Source organism: bacterium, from assembly GCA_008933615.1.
Classification (GTDB): domain Bacteria; phylum CLD3; class CLD3; order SB21; family SB21; genus SB21.
The window spans coordinates 1-17638 of record WBUR01000029.1; the positions used below are offsets into that span (position 1 = coordinate 1).

General features: G+C 44.3%; 13 protein-coding genes and 2 pseudogenes. All 15 read left to right on the plus strand.

Going from position 1 to position 17638, the window contains the following annotated elements; all coding sequences use genetic code 11:
- The first annotated feature begins 323 nt into the window (after positions 1-323).
- On the plus strand, positions 324-644 hold the full coding sequence (locus F9K33_11365; protein KAB2878850.1) for a Rieske (2Fe-2S) protein: 321 nt from the start codon (positions 324-326) through the stop codon (positions 642-644).
- Between the two features lie 172 nt (positions 645-816).
- The gene (locus tag F9K33_11370; GenBank protein ID KAB2878851.1) at positions 817-1308 is read left to right on the plus strand and encodes a YajQ family cyclic di-GMP-binding protein; all 492 of its coding nucleotides are present in this window, start codon (positions 817-819) and stop codon (positions 1306-1308) included.
- A gap of 142 nt (positions 1309-1450) precedes the next feature.
- Positions 1451-2443 (plus strand): UDP-glucose 4-epimerase GalE, encoded by a 993-nt coding sequence (gene galE, locus F9K33_11375; GenBank protein ID KAB2878852.1) that lies wholly within the window; start codon positions 1451-1453, stop codon positions 2441-2443.
- Between the two features lie 28 nt (positions 2444-2471).
- Positions 2472-3353 (plus strand): YicC family protein, encoded by an 882-nt coding sequence (locus tag F9K33_11380; GenBank protein KAB2878853.1) that lies wholly within the window; start codon positions 2472-2474, stop codon positions 3351-3353.
- A 29-nt stretch (positions 3354-3382) separates the two neighbouring features.
- Positions 3383-4009, plus strand: coding sequence for a DedA family protein (locus F9K33_11385; protein ID KAB2878854.1), 627 nt, complete (start codon positions 3383-3385; stop codon positions 4007-4009).
- Positions 4006-6597 (plus strand): HD domain-containing protein, encoded by a 2592-nt coding sequence (locus tag F9K33_11390; protein ID KAB2878855.1) that lies wholly within the window; start codon positions 4006-4008, stop codon positions 6595-6597. Before F9K33_11385 ends, F9K33_11390 begins: the two co-directional genes overlap by 4 nt.
- Positions 6598-6625: 28 nt before the next feature.
- A pseudogene (locus tag F9K33_11395) lies at positions 6626-7310 on the plus strand (nitroreductase family protein).
- An 86-nt stretch (positions 7311-7396) separates the two neighbouring features.
- The gene (locus tag F9K33_11400; GenBank protein KAB2878856.1) at positions 7397-8068 is read left to right on the plus strand and encodes a hypothetical protein; all 672 of its coding nucleotides are present in this window, start codon (positions 7397-7399) and stop codon (positions 8066-8068) included.
- A 5-nt stretch (positions 8069-8073) separates the two neighbouring features.
- On the plus strand, positions 8074-8922 hold the full coding sequence (locus F9K33_11405; GenBank protein KAB2878857.1) for an amidohydrolase: 849 nt from the start codon (positions 8074-8076) through the stop codon (positions 8920-8922).
- A gap of 283 nt (positions 8923-9205) precedes the next feature.
- Positions 9206-12340, plus strand: a complete 3135-nt coding sequence (locus F9K33_11410) for an isoleucine--tRNA ligase (protein KAB2878858.1) — start codon at positions 9206-9208, stop codon at positions 12338-12340.
- Between the two features lie 40 nt (positions 12341-12380).
- A pseudogene (locus F9K33_11415) lies at positions 12381-12701 on the plus strand (TraR/DksA family transcriptional regulator).
- 99 nt (positions 12702-12800) lie between these two features.
- Complete coding sequence (gene lspA, locus F9K33_11420; GenBank protein KAB2878859.1) at positions 12801-13349, plus strand: signal peptidase II; 549 nt, start codon at positions 12801-12803, stop codon at positions 13347-13349.
- A gap of 71 nt (positions 13350-13420) precedes the next feature.
- A complete protein-coding gene (gene trxA, locus F9K33_11425; protein KAB2878860.1) occupies positions 13421-13756 on the plus strand; it encodes a thioredoxin in 336 nt (111 codons plus the stop codon).
- A 311-nt stretch (positions 13757-14067) separates the two neighbouring features.
- Positions 14068-15231: an acyl-CoA dehydrogenase gene (locus F9K33_11430; GenBank protein ID KAB2878861.1), complete on the plus strand. Its 1164-nt coding sequence runs from the start codon at positions 14068-14070 to the stop codon at positions 15229-15231.
- A complete protein-coding gene (locus F9K33_11435) occupies positions 15224-17635 on the plus strand; it encodes an HDIG domain-containing protein (protein KAB2878862.1) in 2412 nt (803 codons plus the stop codon). The genes F9K33_11430 and F9K33_11435 overlap by 8 nt, the downstream gene beginning before the upstream one ends.
- The last annotated feature ends 3 nt before the right edge of the window (positions 17636-17638 follow it).

Genomic DNA, 17638 nt, shown 5'->3' on the forward strand with positions numbered 1-17638 from the left:
ACTTCGTGTCTTAACAGGACTATTCCTGAGACTGCGGCACACCGCCTATTTTACAAACTATATCTTGCAGCCACGATCTGATCGTGGACTGTTAATACCAGCGTGTTGATCTTGTTATTAGTGTGTTATCAAAGAACAAACTTTATGAATTAAAACTTATCAAAACTCTTGACTCTTTACATACCAGCGAAGTCGAAGACTGATTTTACTAAACTTGGTCATGGTTCGACAAGCTTGTCCTGAGCCCTGCCGAAGGGCTCACCATGACGTATGTGCGTAAACCCGATAAGCACATTGAATAATTGTTTCCAATAAAAAATTCGATGAAAAAATTTCGCGTCTGCAAATTGGATGAACTTACCGAAGGTTCTGCCAAAGCAATCAAAGTTTTTGCACGTCAGATTGCGGTTTTCAATATCAACGGAACCATTCGCGCCGTCGACGGCCTATGCCAACACATGAAAGCGCCTCTTGTGACGTCCGGAAAACTGGATGGCGCCAAACTAACCTGCAAAATGCACGGATGGGAATACGATATCACAACCGGAGAATGTATCGGCAAGCCGTTTGTTAAATTGCGTCAATACGATGTTGAAATCGAAAACGGAGACGTATTTGTAAGAGTGGAATTCGATACAGCGTAAGTGAGATCCCTTAACCGCAAAGAACGTGAAGGGAACAAAGATAATCAGAAAAATATTCTTTGCGCGCTATGCGATTAGTATTCGAATCAAACTGCTTCTTGCAAATGACCCCCGTTTTTCTTATTTATCTCAAGAATTATCTTTCAATCACATTCATTTTCGGAGCAATTCTATGGCCGACATGCATTCCTTTGATATCGTTTCCAAGATCAACATGCAGGAAATGACCAACGCCATTCAGCAGGCAACCAAGGAAATCGAGACCCGTTATGATTTTAAAGGAAGTAAAAGTTCAATAGAACTAGGCAAAGAGGAAATTACCGTTTTGTCCGACGATGATTTCAAATTAAAATCCGTTATCGATATTTTGCAGAACAAAATGATCAAGCGCGGCATTCCGATCAAAGCATTAAAATACGGGAAAGAAGAAGAAGCGACCGGAGGAACGGTGCGCATGAAGATCAAGTTGCAGCAGGGCATTGAGCAGGAAAATGCGAAAAAAATTACTGCAACGATCAAAGACACGAAAATGAAAGTTCAGGCCTCCATCCAGGGTGATCAGGTTCGCGTTACGGCAAAAAGTATCGATGACCTTCAAGCGATCATGAAGTTGTTAAAAGAAAAAGAATTCGATTTTGCAATGCAGTTCGATAATTACAGGTGATGCGGTCAACGAACTTCTTTTTGTTTCTCACGAAACACACGAAACAATTTCATCCTATCTTTTAGCCTTCGTGTCATTTCGCGTATTTCGTGGGATAACAATTCATTAGAAAGCATCGTTATAAAAGGGTGTTAAATCGGAAATAGTATTGAAAACTGAGTCAACCATACTTGTAACCGGGGGCGCAGGATACATCGGCTCGCATGCTGTGCGGCAATTGAAAAAAGCCGGACACAACACGGTGGTGCTTGATAATCTGGTGTTCGGCCACCGGGAATTTGTTGATGCCCATGAACTCTATGTTGGCGATCTTTCGGACTCGCATCTTCTAAAAACAATATTTTCTGAAAACAAGATTGATGCGGTTGTGCATTTTGCAGCATACGCTTTAGTTGGCGAGTCCGTCACAAACCCGTCGAAATATTACCATAACAATGTGGCGAGTACATTGAACCTGCTTGATGCAATGATTGAACACGACGTCAAAAAGATTATTTTTTCTTCTACCTGTGCCACGTATGGCGCGCCGGTAGAGATCCCTATAAGTGAAAACCATCCCCAGCTCCCGATAAATCCCTACGGCCAAACGAAACTGATTGTTGAAAACATATTGCATGACTACGATACCGCGTATGAACTCAGATCAATATGTCTCCGGTATTTTAACGCAGCAGGCGCCGATCCGGATGGCGGCATTGGCGAGGACCACGATCCCGAAACGCATTTGATCCCCCTTGTTTTAGATGCGGCGCTGGGAATTCGCCCGACCGTCACGGTTTTCGGCCATGATTATCCGACCGAAGACGGAACATGTATTCGCGACTATATCCATGTAACCGATCTGGCCGATGCCCACATTCTTGCTCTCACGTATTTATCTGAAACTAATAAGAGCGACGTTTTTAATCTTGGAAATGGAAACGGATTTTCCGTTGACCGGGTTATCGAAACCGCAAGAGCAATTACCGGGCGGGCAATCCCCGTGACTCGCGGAGCACGTCGGGCCGGCGATCCGGCTGTGCTTATCGGCAGTTCAGAGAAAGCGCGACGAGCGCTTGGCTGGAAGCCGGCATTCAACAGCCTCGATCAGATTATTTCCACCGCATGGAATTGGCATCAATCACGATTTAAATAATCATTTATAAGACGAACCGAAAGTATTTATGATTTTCAGTATGACAGGATTCGGCAAAGCCGAAAAAATCATTGACGGAACGACGATCGCCATTGAAGTTCGGACGCTCAACAGCCGTTATCTGGATTTGGTTTTCAAAGCGCCGCGCGCGTTTCTATATAAAGAAAACGAAATCAAAGAATTTATTAAACGGAAGATCGAACGCGGCAAGATCACGCTCACGCTGACCATCGAATCGTCCAATTTACTTTTGACCAATTTCACTCTCGATCAGAATCTCGTAAAACAATACACAGCCATGCTTCGTGAAGCCTCGTCCAAAGCGGGTTTATCCGGCGAGGTTACTTTGGATCATGTTTTGAAATTCAGCGATGTTTTTATGAGCAATGCGAATGGAGAAACCGATGACGCATTATGGAAAGCGGTTCTAGCCTGTGTCGATCAGGCGCTGGACGAACTTAATGTCATGCGGCGCGCCGAAGGAATGGAAATGGCCAAGGATCTTTTATCGCGCCTGAAAGAAATCGAATCTAATTTGGACAAGATCGAAGCCCTTTCAAAAACAGCAGTGCCTGAGGAATTGGAAAAACTTCGTGAACGGATCAAGAAGTTGCTTGAAAAAACGGATTTTGACCCGCAGCGTTTGGAAATGGAACTGGCGGTGATCGCCGACAAAGTCGATATTACAGAGGAACTCGTTCGTTTTCGCAGTCATAATAAAATGTTTGCCGACCTGATCAACGGGCAACAACAGCAGATCGGACGCAAGTTGAATTTCATCACGCAGGAGATGGGACGTGAGACCAATACGATGGGCTCCAAGTCCTCGCAATCGGATGTCATTCACACAGTTGTAGCCATTAAGGAGGAACTAGAAAAACTGCGCGAACAGATACAGAATGTCGAATAAATTTTGTAGCCATGAAATATCGATAAAATATGTTAGAGTATTTCAATATTGAGCAGTGGATTAATACGATTGAAGGTTTGGACACTTCGCTCATTTATGTTATCATATTTTTGTCGGGATACATTGAGAATTGTATCCCGCCTATTCCCGGCGACTCGGTCACCGTATTTGCAGCCATTATGGTCGGTACCGGTCGGCTGAATTATTTTGCCGTTTTTTTTGCTGCAACAGCAGGCAACCTGGCCGGTTTCATGACCATGTATCAGGTAGGGCGGTTTTTAGGCAAAAAATTCTTTCTTGAAAAAAATTATAAATTTTTCCCGAGAGAGCGTATTGAAGAAACTGAAGCGTGGTTCAACAAATACGGATACCGCATTATTTTATTCAACCGTTTCCTAAGCGGGTTTCGTTCGGTCATATCTGTTTTCGCCGGCATGACTCACCTCCGGCGCCGAAAAATTATCCCGCTGGCTTTTTTGAGCGCGTGTATGTGGGATGGCTTCATAATCTATGGAGGATTTCTTGTCGGCGATAATTTCGACGAGATCCTGAATCGATATAACACAGTCGTGTTGACGGTGGTCTTGCTGGCGATTGCCATTTTTTTACTGCGAAAGATCTTCCTTTATTATAAATCGAAAAACGAACATTCATGACCACTGAAGCCAATGAACTAAATTCAGCGGTAGCTTCCATTATCCTTTCCGCATCTTCATCTGCCGACATTAAACTACGCATATCCGAACAACGCAAAACAGTAATTGCCGGGCAGCCTCCTGAGGATTTCGGCATGGCATTGTCGTATAAGCTGACAGAATTCTACAACGCCGTTATTCGGGCTGTATTTGAACGCTTTTCACCGGACATCGCCGGAAAGCCGCTCCCTTTCTGTATTATGGCGGTAGGCGGTTTCGGGAGAAATGAACTTAATATTTTTTCCGATATCGACATCAATTTTATTTATTCGGCCCGCGATTTCGATACGGTGAATTTGATCAAAGAAAAAGTTCACGGTATCGTTAAATACCTCTGGGACGTCGGGTTGGAAATCGGACACAGTATGCGTTCCTCCGAAGAATGCCTCTATCTTTCTAAACAGGACATCGATATCAAAACGTCTTTTATCGAATCCCGCTTGCTATGCGGCGATGTTGCTTGTTTTGAAAATTTTAAAACGTCCGTGTGGAATGAATTACTTGGCGAAACGTATGAATCTTATATTCAATCGCGCCTGAACAGCGTTAGTCTGCGGCATGAACAGTTCGGAAATTCCGAACGCGTGCTTGAACCGCACGTTAAAGAGGGCGAGGGCGGTTTGCGGGACATACATATTTGCTATTGGGCAGCGCAGGTCTGGTTGATGAAAAACTATTCCGACTTCTCTTTCTCAGGCAATGAATCTCAGTCATTAAAAACAATAAAGATTCTCATTGACAAAAAATTCCTTCCGGATCGATACCTGTTGCCGTTTACAGAGTCATTTGAATTCTTACATAAGACGCGTAACATGCTTCACCGTATTTCCGGCCGCCGCAATGATATTTTAGCGTATCCACTGCAGGCCAAAGTTGCGGCAACTTTTCCATATTCGGATAAAAACGAATTTCCGGGCGTTGAACAATTCATGCAGGACTATTATCGTCACACGCGCGTAATTTCCAACGTGGCGTCGTTGATCGGCGATAAGTTGCGCAGCTTGACACTTCATACCCATTCTTTTGAGAGCGGAAGAACTCCGGTTGAAAACGATTTTTTTATTGCCAACGACAAATTACATTATGATGGCGATATTCTTTCCGGCATTGGCGCATCGCCGCATTTGATGATGAGTATATTTTCATATGTGCAGAAATACCGCGTTCAGCCGAGCGAACCGATACAATATGCGATTCGTGAAAATATCGACCGGGTGGATGAGTCATTCAGAGCATCCGAAGTGACCGCTCACGATTTTATGCAATTATGGCATTATGAGGGACAGGTTGCTTCTATTTTAAAACTCATGCATGATTTGGGATTCCTTGAAAGATATATTCCTGAGTTCGGATACATTGTTGCTCATTATAATTATAACGTCTATCACGCTTACACGACGGACGAACATTTGATCGTGACCTTGAGCCGATTGGAATCGCTGTTTTACGAAGATGCAGTGCAAAGTGACGCGGTATTCAAACATTTGCAGGAAATATATCAGGAATTATCTTTGTTCGAAAGATACCAACTTTATTGGGCTGTCTTTCTACATGACATAGGAAAATCGCGCGGGGGCGACCATTCGGAGATTGGCGTTGATCTCGCAAAACAAATTTTCTTAAGGTTGGGTTACAAAGACCCGGCGGATGCGGTCTATTTTTTGATTCTGCATCATCTCACGATGGAACAACTTGCATTCAGGAGAAATCTTAAGGATAGTGAGACGATCGCTGAATTCGCCAGACTGATTCAAAACCGGCGGTGGCTGCGGATGTTATATCTGTTAACGTATGCCGATATGGCCGCGGCGCGGAAAAACATATGGACCGAATGGAAGGGCATTTTGCTGCAGGAATTATTTATAAAAGCAGATCATTATTTGAAGGCGCTGGAGAAACCGGGATCTGCCCCTGAATTTGATTGGGAGGAAATTGATTATGGTTCGATAAAACTCTCAAGTGACCTGCAGATCACGTTTAACGACCGTAGCAATTTCAGCGAAATTCTTGTTGTGACCACGGATTACCCGTACCGATTATCACAAATATGCGGCGCCATGTCGGTATGCGATATTGGTATTTTTGAAGCGAACGTTTATACCAGGAAAGACGGCGTTATAATTGACCAGTTCCGCGTTACCGCATTCGGTTCAGACACTCCCCTTTCATCCGTTCAAAAACAAAAAATGGAAACGATTTTACGGCAAGTTCTTACCGGATCGCAGGAGATTGAGCCGCAAATTGAAAAGCTCAAAACCCGTTGGAAGAGAAAAAAATTCTTACCCTCTTCGGAAACGGAGATATATTTTGAAGATAACAGAAAGTTTACCATCATTGACATTTTTACCGCAGACCGGATCGGGCTCTTGTACATCATTACGCGCACATTATCTGACCTGAAACTCAATATCTACTCCGCCAAGATCGGTACCCGATTGGACGGCGCGGCGGATTGTTTTTATGTTTTGGATACGGATGGGAACAAGATTACATCCATTGAAAGGCAAGAGGAAATCAGAGACGAGATCATGCGGAAGTTGTCGTCCTAAAAATAGTTTAACCTAACCGAATAACATCATGTCTAACAAATCCTATCCACACATTCCTCTCGAATTTAAAGATCTGCCTGAAGCGGTCATGATAGAACAGGCAAAAGGATTTTATGACCGCATGAACCGCCGCAGAAGCGTTCGTTTTTTTTTCAGACAAAGCGGTTCCGCGTGAATGCGTTGAATACGCTATTCGAACTGCCAATACGGCTCCGTCCGGCGCCCATAAGCAGCCGTGGACCTTTGTGATCGTGGACGATCCAACGCTTAAAAAACAAATTCGGGAAGCGGCGGAAGAAGAGGAAAGGATCAGTTATGAAGAAGGCCGCATGACACAGGAGTGGCTTGAGGCGCTGGCGCCGCTGGGAACCGATTGGCACAAACCGTTTTTAGAAACCGCGCCTTTCCTGGTAATATGTTTCAGACAAAATTACGGCCTCAACGAAAACGGAGATAAGATCACGCATTATTATGTTCATGAAAGCGTCGGTATCGCATGCGGGCTTTTCATAGCGGCAATACACAACATGGGCTTGGTTACGCTCACGCATACGCCCAGTCCAATGCAGTTTTTATCCAAAATCCTGCGTCGTCCGGAAAATGAAAAACCATTTATTTTATTCCCGGTAGGTTACCCTGCAAAAGACGCGACGGTGCCGGACCTAAAAAGGAAAAGGCTTGAAGATATTATTCAGTGGAATAATGGAGAGTAAAGCAGGTTCTTTAGCCAAACATAACGTTTGCTTTTTTGAACATCTTTTTTTAAATAAAGTCTGCACGTAACGCTATGGAGTGATGTATGATGGATCAGCTGTCAATTTTCCTGGATTCTCTAAGAGAATTCTGGTATCAATTCACAGATCAAATGCCGCGCATTGCCGCTGCATTCGTGTTGTTGCTGTTAGCGTGGATACTTGCGCGTATCATAGAAAAGGCCGCGGCCAAACTTTTTCGATTTATTAAATTAGAAGATCTCGCTGAAAAAGCAGGTATAGAAGATTTCTTGTTAAGAGGCGGCGTCCGATTTACCACCTCCACTTTGTTGGCGAAATTGCTTTACTGGTTCATTATGTTCACCGTAACGCTTGCTATTCTCAACAGTATCGGCATGCAAACGGCCGCTGAACTTTTTAATCAGATGATGTTATACATTCCAAACGTGATCGTGGCATTTCTTGTGTTGCTGTTCGGATCTTTATTTGCAAAGTTTGCTCAAACGGTCGCCCAGGCCTACCTTAGCAATATTGGCGTTTCGGGCGCGGAATCGATGAGCATGGTCCTAAAATATATTATTATTTTCTTTATTGTGTCCATGTCATTGGAACAACTGAAGATTGGAGGACAAATTCTCGTTTCCGCTTTTCAAATTGCCTTTGGCGCTGCGTGTTTCGCTTTAGCCCTGGCGTTTGGCCTCGGCGGCAAAGACTGGGCGGCTAAAATTCTTGAACGTTTTTCAGAAGGGAAAAAATAATACCCATGATTATAGATTGTCATGTTCACGTTAATAATTATTCAGATGAGTCGAGCGATAAATTAACGGAAAATCTGAACGAACTGAAACTACAAATGCGCCGGAATCGAGTGGATGCCTCGCTTATCTTAACTTCTTTCAAAGACGTCCCGGGGCGTCCGTCTACGAAAGCCGTCGTCGATGCAACACGCGACCATGCGAATTTGTTTGTTGTTGCAGGCATAAGCTTTGCGACGTTTACGCAGGATGAACTTAATGAAATCGGCGTCTTGATCAAAGAAGGCAAAGTGGTCGGGCTGAAACTGTATCCGGGATATGAACCTTTTATGCCTAGCGATAAACGATTGGAGCCTGTGTATGAACTTGCTGCTAAAACCGGTGTTCCTGTCATGATCCACTGCGGAGATACCTTTTCATCCAAAGGAAAATTAAAATTCTCTCATCCGCTCAATGTAGATGAAGTGGCAGTCGATCATCCTGATGTAAATTTTGTGATTTGCCATATCGGCAATCCGTGGATTCGGGACACAATGGAAGTAATTTACAAAAACACTAATGTCTATACCGACATTTCAGGCCTTGTTTTAGGAAACTTCACGGATCGTTTCGAGAAGTTCATGCATAAACAAATGCAGGAAATGCTGACTTGGGGCGTCGAACCGGATAAATGTCTGTACGGAACGGACTGGCCCATTTCTTCCATGGAATCGTATTTGGATTTCATGAATTCGTTAAGCATCCCTCAGAAGGACAAAGATAAAATGATGTACGAAAACACATTGAAACTATTTAAACTTCCATTAGCTCCTGAGAACGGCAACAGTTTCAAAAATAAAATTCCGTTTTTGAGTTGAACTTATTATTTTGTCAAGAATCAAAGAACGTCAAAAAGTGATATAAAAGAAGTTTGCAGACCAGATTAAGCCCCTTCCTCATGCAAATGCTCCCTTACCTTTTCCGACCATTTTAAGAATTCCACATCCAGACCACCTTATCAAACATTCTAATTGCTTTTTTGACCTTCTTTTTTTATATATGCCCCTTACTTGATCCGCCTTTACCGCCTTTGGCAGTTTCGGCGGACTAGCGGACGATGAATTGGATTTTTTTTACTGACTTTAAATTGACTCTATGGCTATGTTCAAAGAAATAGAATCGCAGGACGAACTCCCGAAATTAGAGAAAGACATACTCGAATTTTGGCGTCAGAATAATATTTTCAAGAAAAGCATCGAAGAACGGGATCCCGAAAAGGAATTCGTCTTTTATGAAGGCCCCCCGACGGCTAACGGCCGCCCGGGCATTCATCACGTCCTAGCGCGTTCGCTTAAAGATTTTGTCTGCCGTTACAAAACCATGCAGGGATACCGCGTGGAACGCAAAGGCGGATGGGATACCCACGGACTGCCGGTAGAAATCGAAGTTGAAAAATCGCTCAATATCAGCGGCAAAAAAGATATTGAGGCCTTTGGAACGGAAGCGTTCAACAAAAAATGTTTCGAAAGCGTCTGGACGTATAAGAATTTATGGGATGAACTCACCGACCGCATGGGATACTGGGTTGATCTGAAAGACCCTTACATCACATGCGATACAAATTATATCGAATCTGTTTGGTGGGTACTCAAGCAATTTTACGACAAAGGCCTCGTTTACAAAGGATTCAAAGTTGTCCCCTACTGCCCTCGCTGCGGCACACCGCTGTCCTCGCACGAGGTCGCGCAGGGCTATCAGGACGTCAGCGATCCGTCGGTGTATATTAAACTCAAATTAAAAAGCGCCGACAACACCTATTTCCTCGTTTGGACCACAACGCCGTGGACGCTCATTTCCAATGTCGCATTGGCCGTTGGGAATGATATCGACTATGTCAAAGTCAAACACAAAGATCAGATCTTGATCATGGCTGAAGCGCGCGTGAAAGACGTTTTGAAAGAAGATTATGAGATCGTAGAAACTTTCAAAGGCAAAACCTTATTAGGACTGGACTACGAACCGCCGTTCAATTATATCCCCGTTGATAAAAAAGGATTCTACGTGATCGCCGGCGATTTTGTCACGACGGAGGACGGAACGGGAATCGTTCATACGGCGCCCGCATTTGGCGAGGACGATTATATCGTCTGCAAAGCGCACGACCTGCCGTTCCTGCGGCCGGTGGATGCGGCGGGCAAGTTTGAAGATGCCGTCACCGATTTCAAAGGGCAATTTGTCAAAGACGCCGATCCGGATATTATAACTAATTTAAAACGGCGCGGAATTTTATACCGTTCGGAGAAGGTCAAACATAGTTATCCGCATTGCTGGCGCCATCGCACGCCGCTTATCTATTATGCGCGCGACGCTTGGTATATTCGCACTACCGATTTCAAAGACCGTATGGTTGAACATAATGCATCGGTTAACTGGTTCCCGCCGGAGATCAAAGAAGGCCGCTTTGGGAATTGGCTGCGTAATAATATTGACTGGTCATTGTCACGTGACCGTTACTGGGGCACGCCTTTGCCGATCTGGATTCATGAAGATTCCGGCGAAATGATATGCGTGGGAAGCCGCGAAGAACTGCAAAAAGGAAAAATGAAAAACGGCCGCGCTGTTCCGAATGATCTTGATCTGCACAAGCCGTACGTAGACGACGTCATTATTGAGAAAGACGGAAAAACCTTTACACGCACGCCGGAAGTGGTCGATGTGTGGTTTGATTCAGGCTGTATGCCTTATGCGCAATGGCATTACCCGTTCGAGAACAAGGAAATATTTGAGAAGCAATATCCCGCCGATTTTATCTGCGAAGGCGTTGATCAGACCCGCGGATGGTTTTATTCCCTGATGGCGGTTTCAACGTTTTTATTTGATAAGTCACCCTACAAAAATGTCGTGGTCAACGAACTCGTTCTCGACCCGCAGGGCCGTAAGATGAGCAAGTCGCTCGGCAATGTGGTCAATCCATTCGAGATGCTGGACCAACACGGAGCGGATATTTTGCGTTGGTATTTGCTTGTCAATACGCCCGTATGGATACCGAAACGTTTTGACGCCGAGGGACTAAACGATATGAAGAAAAAATTCTTCCGCCCGCTTCTCGAAACGTACAAATTCTTTATTTTGTATGCCAATATCGACGGGTTTGATTCTACAGAAAAAGAAATACCGCATGAAGACCGTACCGAACTCGACCGCTGGATATTGTCCCGTTTGCAGACGACCGTTGAAGACGTCATCGAGCAACTCGAGAAATACGATACAACAAAGGCCGGCAGACTAATTCAAGAATTTGTTGACCAAGATTTGTCAAATTGGTATATTAGGCTTTCACGGAGGCGATTTTGGAAAGGCGAGCGCGGACAGGACAAAACCGCCGCGTATCAAACGTTATTTGACATTTTGGTCACACTGTCAAAACTCATTGCTCCATTCTGTCCGTTTTTGGCTGAAAGAATGTACCGCAATCTGAGCGGCGAAGACAAAGCCGGAAGCGTTCATCTTTGCCTTTTTCCGGTCAAGGATCCGGTTAAACAAAGCAAGGCTTTGGAAGAAAAGATGAGTTCCCCCCGCCGCGTGGTTCAATTGGGGAGAGCTTTACGCGAACTGAAGGAACTAAAGGTCCGGCAGCCTTTGTCAAAGATCATTGTGGTAACCGAAAAAGAAAATGTTCGCCGCGACATCAACGATTTTGAAGAGCTGATAAAAAGCGAACTCAATGTCAAAGCTATTGAATTTGTTGCAGACTCCGGTTCGCTTGTTAGCCAAAAGGTGAAACCGAATTTCAAAGCGCTGGGGCCTAAATTCGGCCAGCATGTGAATCAAGTTGCCGCAGCCATTAAGTCGTTCGGGGAAAAAGAAATTGAAGAATTGGTTCGCTCCGGAAAGCATATGGTCCATGTTGGCGGACATGAATTTGAAGTAACGAAAAGCGAAGTCGAGATCCTTCACGAAGAAAAAGAAGGATTAGCCGTTCAATCCGATGGAGCCATCACTGTCGGACTCGATACACACCTGTCGCAGGGTTTGATCGATGAAGGCGTTGCAAGAGAATTTATCAACCGCGTTCAAAATCTCAGAAAAGAAGCGGGTTTTGAAGTGATAGAACGGATCAAAATCACATTTGACGGGAGCGATACGCTGAAAAAGGCAGTCGTAGGCCAAAAACAATATATATTGAATGAAACGCTTTCGACTGAGATACTGACGGCTTTTGCGCATGGCGAATTTTCAAAAGAAGTTGAAATTAACGATGAAAAAATTCAGATCAGCGTACAACGGATAAGCTAAGGATACTTTTTTTTCTTAACATTACCGAGAGGGGTTTAGCATGAAGAAGAAAGACCTGGAATATTTCAGAAAGTTAATCCAGGAGGAGCAAGACAAAGTCCTGAAAGATATGGGTTATATCAAAGAGACCCTTCTGGATTCAACTATGCGCGACGCTTCCGGCGATCATTCGGCCTATTCATTTCATATGGCCGATCAGGGCAGCGACACCTATGACCGTGAAAAAACGTTCATGCTTGCCTCGCGTGAAAATAAGTACCTTTCCGAACTCGTTGCCGCTATGCGCCGAATTGAAGAAGGTACATACGGCGTATGCATGATATGCAACAAGGATATTGAGAAGGAACGCCTGGAAGTTGTCTTGGTCGCAAAATACCACGTCGAATGCAAACGCAAATTAGAAAAAGTGAAGACCAAAGACTCTCACTCTGAATATAATAACCACTAACAGGAACGGCCTTTGAAAATATACTGGCTCGCATTTTGGATCATTATTTTTGATCAAATCACCAAGTGGATGGTGAAACACTGGATGAACCTTCATGATTCCATTTCATTGATCGGAACAACGGTTCAACTTACTTATTTGGAAAATCCGGGTATGGCTTTTGGTATCCGTTTTTTTGAAACGCATCCGTTTTGGAGCAGATGGTTTTTTTCGATAGTATCCATTCTTGCTTCCATTGGGCTGATATGGTATATTTACCGCATGCGTCATGAACGCCGGATGTACCGTGTTTCTCTCGCGTTGATTCTTGGCGGCGCGGTCGGCAATCTGATCGACCGGGTAACTTTTGGCCGGGTAGTCGATTTCATGGACGTGGATATACCTGATTTGTTTGGCATGCAGAGGTGGCCGGTATTTAATGTTGCCGATTCATCCGTTGTATTAGGCATGATCGTGATGAGCGCCTTTGTAATGTTTACTAAACACGGTAAAGAACAAGTTCAGGCTGATGAAGAGGAAACGCAAACGATGATTGGAACGAAAAAAGAGATGGCGGAATAAATTACGAACGATAACGTTAAACAACTGCCTTCTACAAACAATCGATTTCATTAACTCAAGGAGAATATACAATGAGTCATCCGGTAATTTTGAGCGACGACAATTTCGAAAATGAAGTAATTAAATCCGGTAAAGCGGTTATGGTTGATTTTTGGGCAACCTGGTGCGCGCCGTGCCGCATGATTGCTCCGGTCGTTGAAGAAATGGCGAAGGAATACGACGGACAAGCGAAAATATGCAAAATTGACGTAGACGCCAATCCCGGAGTCGCATCGAAATACGGCATCATGAGTATTCCGAGCATTTTATTTTTCAATCACGGCAAGCTGGTTGATAAGATCGTCGGCGCCGTTCCAAAAACGCAACTGGTCAGCAAATTACAAGGCGCGATGGCACAAGTCGCTTAAGTTTGTCAACATTCAATACTAATCGTTTCGAATACGTGTTGGAGTAATGGTAGCTTGAACGCGTAGTAAGTGAATCGTTCCCATATTTGATATCGAGACTAAAATTATTATAATCAATTCTATTTAAAGGATCTAACCGCTGCACTGAAAGTGCCTGACAACAAGTATAACTTTCCAAAAACCGCTCCGTCGCACCGGAGCGGTTTTTGTGTTTAGGGGAATCTGAAATCATCTTGATTCTCGCGGAGCATCTAAGTATATTTTGTTTAAGCTAATATCGGAATTGAAATAAAAAAGAAATGCGGTAATGGATGAGTTCGAATCTGCCATTTGAATTTACGCAGGCGGAAATAGGCCTTCGCGACGATGTTCGTATTTTTGCAGATACTTATATTCGGCCTGTTGCAGCCGATATGGACGCGCGCTCTGAATTTCCACTTGATAATATCCGGCGTATGGCGCAAAAGGGATGGATGGGTATTCCATACCCGAAAAAATTCGGCGGGTTGGAGATGACCTCCGTCGCTTACGTTCTTGCGGTGATCGAACTTTCAAAAGTGTGTGCATCGCACGGCATCACATTAGCCGCCCATACCGGTATTGGATGCGGCCCGCTGTGGCTGTTGGGCACCGAGGAACAAAAGAAACAGTATTTGACGCCGGGCGCGAAAGGGCAAAAACTGGCTTCGTTTGGATTAACGGAGCCCGGTGCGGGAAGTGATGCCGGCGGAACAAAGACCACGGCGGAGTTGCAGGGCGATCATTATGTCGTCAATGGTTCCAAAATATTTATAACCAGCGCCGGATACGCCGATATTTTTGTAGTTACCGCGGTAACGGACAAAACCAAAGGAAAAGGCGGAATAAGCTCTTTTATAGTCGAAAAATCATTTCCTGGATTTATAGTCGGTAAAAAGGAAAATAAAATGGGCTGGCGCGCATCGGATACGCGTATGCTGCATTTTGAAAATATGCCGGTTCCCAAAGAAAATTTGCTCGGCCGCGAAGGCGAGGGATTAAAAGGATTTTTGAAAGTATTGGACGGCGGCAGAGTTGGCATGGCAGCATTATCTCTTGGTATTGCCATTGGCGCATACGACGAAGCTCTGAAGTATGCAAAGAAAAGGATGCAATTTGACAAACCCATTGCAGACAACCAGGCGATACAATTCTACCTGGCTGATCTGGCTTTGGCCATTGAATGCGGATGGCATCTTGTTTTACATGCCGCACGTAAGAAAGACGCCGGTATGCCATTTACCAAAGAAGCGGCAATGGCAAAGTTACAAACCTCTGAACTGGCTATGCAAGCCACGACCAAAGCGATCCAGATCCTTGGAGGCGTTGGTTATACATCCGACTATCCGGTTGAACGTTATTTTCGCGATGCAAAAGTTTGTGAAATCGGAGAAGGAACCTCCGAAATTCAGAGGCTGGTCATCGCGCGCGAAATACTGAGAGATATACATGAATAGGTTTAATGTGCGAAATACCCAGCGACATCCCCTGCAGACCATTTTTAAACACTCGCCGATCATTTTTGCGAAATTTATTCTTGGGAAAAAACATTTTGCAGTCAAAGTGCTTCTGCTTTTCACTTTGATCATCGGATGCGTATTGTTATTTCCCGGAAGTGAATTTACACGTTACACGGAATATAAGGTAGGCACGATCTCGCCCGATGAAGTTCGCGCGCCATTGACCTTTCCGGTTTATAAAAGTAAAGAGCAATTGGCGGATGAACGCAAAGAAGCGGAAAATTTGATCGCCCCATTGTTCGACAAAAACTCAAATGTCGCTCAGGTTCAAGAAGCAAATCTCGACGAGTTAATGGGTTATATCCGGCAACTGCGCCTTTCGCCAAAGCCGTTTGAATACACCGACGTCGAAGGGAAAAAGCAAAACTATATTCCGCAGTCCTACGACTCATTGAAAAACGCCATCAACAAGAGATTCGGTTTTAATATTCTCGAAGACCGTTGGCAATTTTTGATCAATCGCGACCCGAGCGGATCCGAAGCTTATGAAAAGGTAAAAAAGGACTCGGCACGAAGTTTACGGAAAATTACGCTTGGCAAGACAATGACCCATACCCAGTTTACGGAATTTGCATCCGATCTTTCGACTATCCTTTTGGATCAATTTGTTTTGGGTATTATGGACGTCGAAAAAAATAATTTTAAAAGCCCGATTTCACCGATTAACGTCAGGACAGGAAAACAGGAATCGACAGAATTTGTTAAGAACATCAATGACATGGAAGAGGCGCGTTACCGTATTCAGGATTTGCTTAAAAATTATTACGCCGATCCAAAATTAATCAATGCAGGTTATGAAATTCTGACGCACTTTTTAGTTCCAAACGTTATCAGCAACGGCGAAGAAACCAAGCGCCGCAAAAAGGAAGCGTCTACTTCGGTTCCTCAAACCTATGGTTTTGTACTTGCCGGTGACGTTATTGTGAGGAAAAACGAAACCATCACGCCAAAGATACATCAGCAACTGATATCGCTGGAATCAACCTGGGCAGAAAAAATAAATATGGAAGGCGGCGTGGGCATTATTCTGCCTTATATCGGCCGCGGCCTGCTTGTGTTTTCCCTGCTTTTCTTTCTACTCAGCTACATTTATCTGAACCGGCCTGATATTTTGAACAGCGTAAGAAAGCTGGCGCTTCTCGTTTCAATCATTCTTATCGAAATAGGCTTTTATTACATATTCATACATATTCTTAATTTTCCAGTATACGTGATCCCGATCGTGCTCAGTTCGGTTCTATTGACTGTCCTGTTTGATGTTAGGCTGGGACTGATTGCAACGGTTTCCATCGGATTTCTAATCGGCGCGATGCAGGGCTACGAATATACGACCGCCATCGTACTCGTATTTGTCGGAACCATAGCGTGTGTGACGGTCGTCAATTTCAGCCGGCGAAGCCATATTTTTACTTCGTTGCTTTGGGTCTCGCTTGCGTACGCTTTTATTCTGGTCACTATGAGTTTTGTTAAATATTCTGAATTCTCTGAAGCATTAACTCACCAACTCCCCTATGCCGTTGCCAGCGGAATTTTCTCTATGCTGGTCGCATTCGGTTGTCTCGTATTGTTCGAGTCGCTTTTTGACGTTTGCACAACATTTACTTTACTGGAATTATCCGATTCCAATCATCCGCTGCAGCAACAACTGGCCATCAAGGCGCCGGGAACGTATCATCACAGTATTATCGTTGGAAATCTTGCTAAGACGGCGGCGGAAGCGATTGACGCCAATTCATTACTGGCAAGAGTCGGCTCCTTGTACCATGATATAGGTAAAATGGATATGCCGGAATATTTTGCTGAAAACCAAATGGCCGGACACAACAAACACGAGACTATTGCACCCAAAATGAGCGCACTGATTCTTGCATCCCATATTAAAGTGGGTTTGGAACTTGCAGAAAAAAGCAAACTGCCTAAACTGATTCGCAGTTATATTCCGGAACATCACGGCAACCAATTGATGAGTTATTTTTACCATAAGGCTATGGAAACTAAATTACCGGAAGAAGAGATTGCTGAATCCGATTTCCGTTACCCTGGCCCAAAACCGAAAACAAAAGAATCGGGCATCATTATGTTGGCAGACGGAGTAGAAGCCGCGACGCATTCCATCAAGGAACCGACGGCTGCAAAAATTCGCGCCATGGTAAGATCCATTATTGAAAGCAGGCTTCAGGACGGCGAATTAAATGAATGCGAACTCAGCATCGGTGATCTCAAGAAAATTGAAGAAGCTTTCATACCGATCTTGCTTGGCATTTATCATGTTCGTGTCGAATACCCCGGGCAAAGTCAAATTATGCCGATTACCGAATCCGAACCGCAGTTTATGGAATAAATC

What these genes read in the sequence shown, in the direction of transcription:
- F9K33_11410 (KAB2878858.1), top strand. Translation starts at nt 9,206, where the DNA reads ATGTTCAAAGAAATAGAATCGCAGGACGAACTCCCGAAATTAGAGAAA.
- F9K33_11390 (KAB2878855.1), top strand. Translation starts at nt 4,006, where the DNA reads ATGACCACTGAAGCCAATGAACTAAATTCAGCGGTAGCTTCCATTATC.
- F9K33_11400 (KAB2878856.1), top strand. Translation starts at nt 7,397, where the DNA reads ATGATGGATCAGCTGTCAATTTTCCTGGATTCTCTAAGAGAATTCTGG.
- F9K33_11435 (KAB2878862.1), top strand. Translation starts at nt 15,224, where the DNA reads ATGAATAGGTTTAATGTGCGAAATACCCAGCGACATCCCCTGCAGACC.
- F9K33_11385 (KAB2878854.1), top strand. Translation starts at nt 3,383, where the DNA reads ATGTTAGAGTATTTCAATATTGAGCAGTGGATTAATACGATTGAAGGT.
- F9K33_11365 (KAB2878850.1), top strand. Translation starts at nt 324, where the DNA reads ATGAAAAAATTTCGCGTCTGCAAATTGGATGAACTTACCGAAGGTTCT.
- F9K33_11380 (KAB2878853.1), top strand. Translation starts at nt 2,472, where the DNA reads ATGATTTTCAGTATGACAGGATTCGGCAAAGCCGAAAAAATCATTGAC.
- F9K33_11370 (KAB2878851.1), top strand. Translation starts at nt 817, where the DNA reads ATGGCCGACATGCATTCCTTTGATATCGTTTCCAAGATCAACATGCAG.
- F9K33_11430 (KAB2878861.1), top strand. Translation starts at nt 14,068, where the DNA reads ATGAGTTCGAATCTGCCATTTGAATTTACGCAGGCGGAAATAGGCCTT.
- F9K33_11405 (KAB2878857.1), top strand. Translation starts at nt 8,074, where the DNA reads ATGATTATAGATTGTCATGTTCACGTTAATAATTATTCAGATGAGTCG.
- trxA (KAB2878860.1), top strand. Translation starts at nt 13,421, where the DNA reads ATGAGTCATCCGGTAATTTTGAGCGACGACAATTTCGAAAATGAAGTA.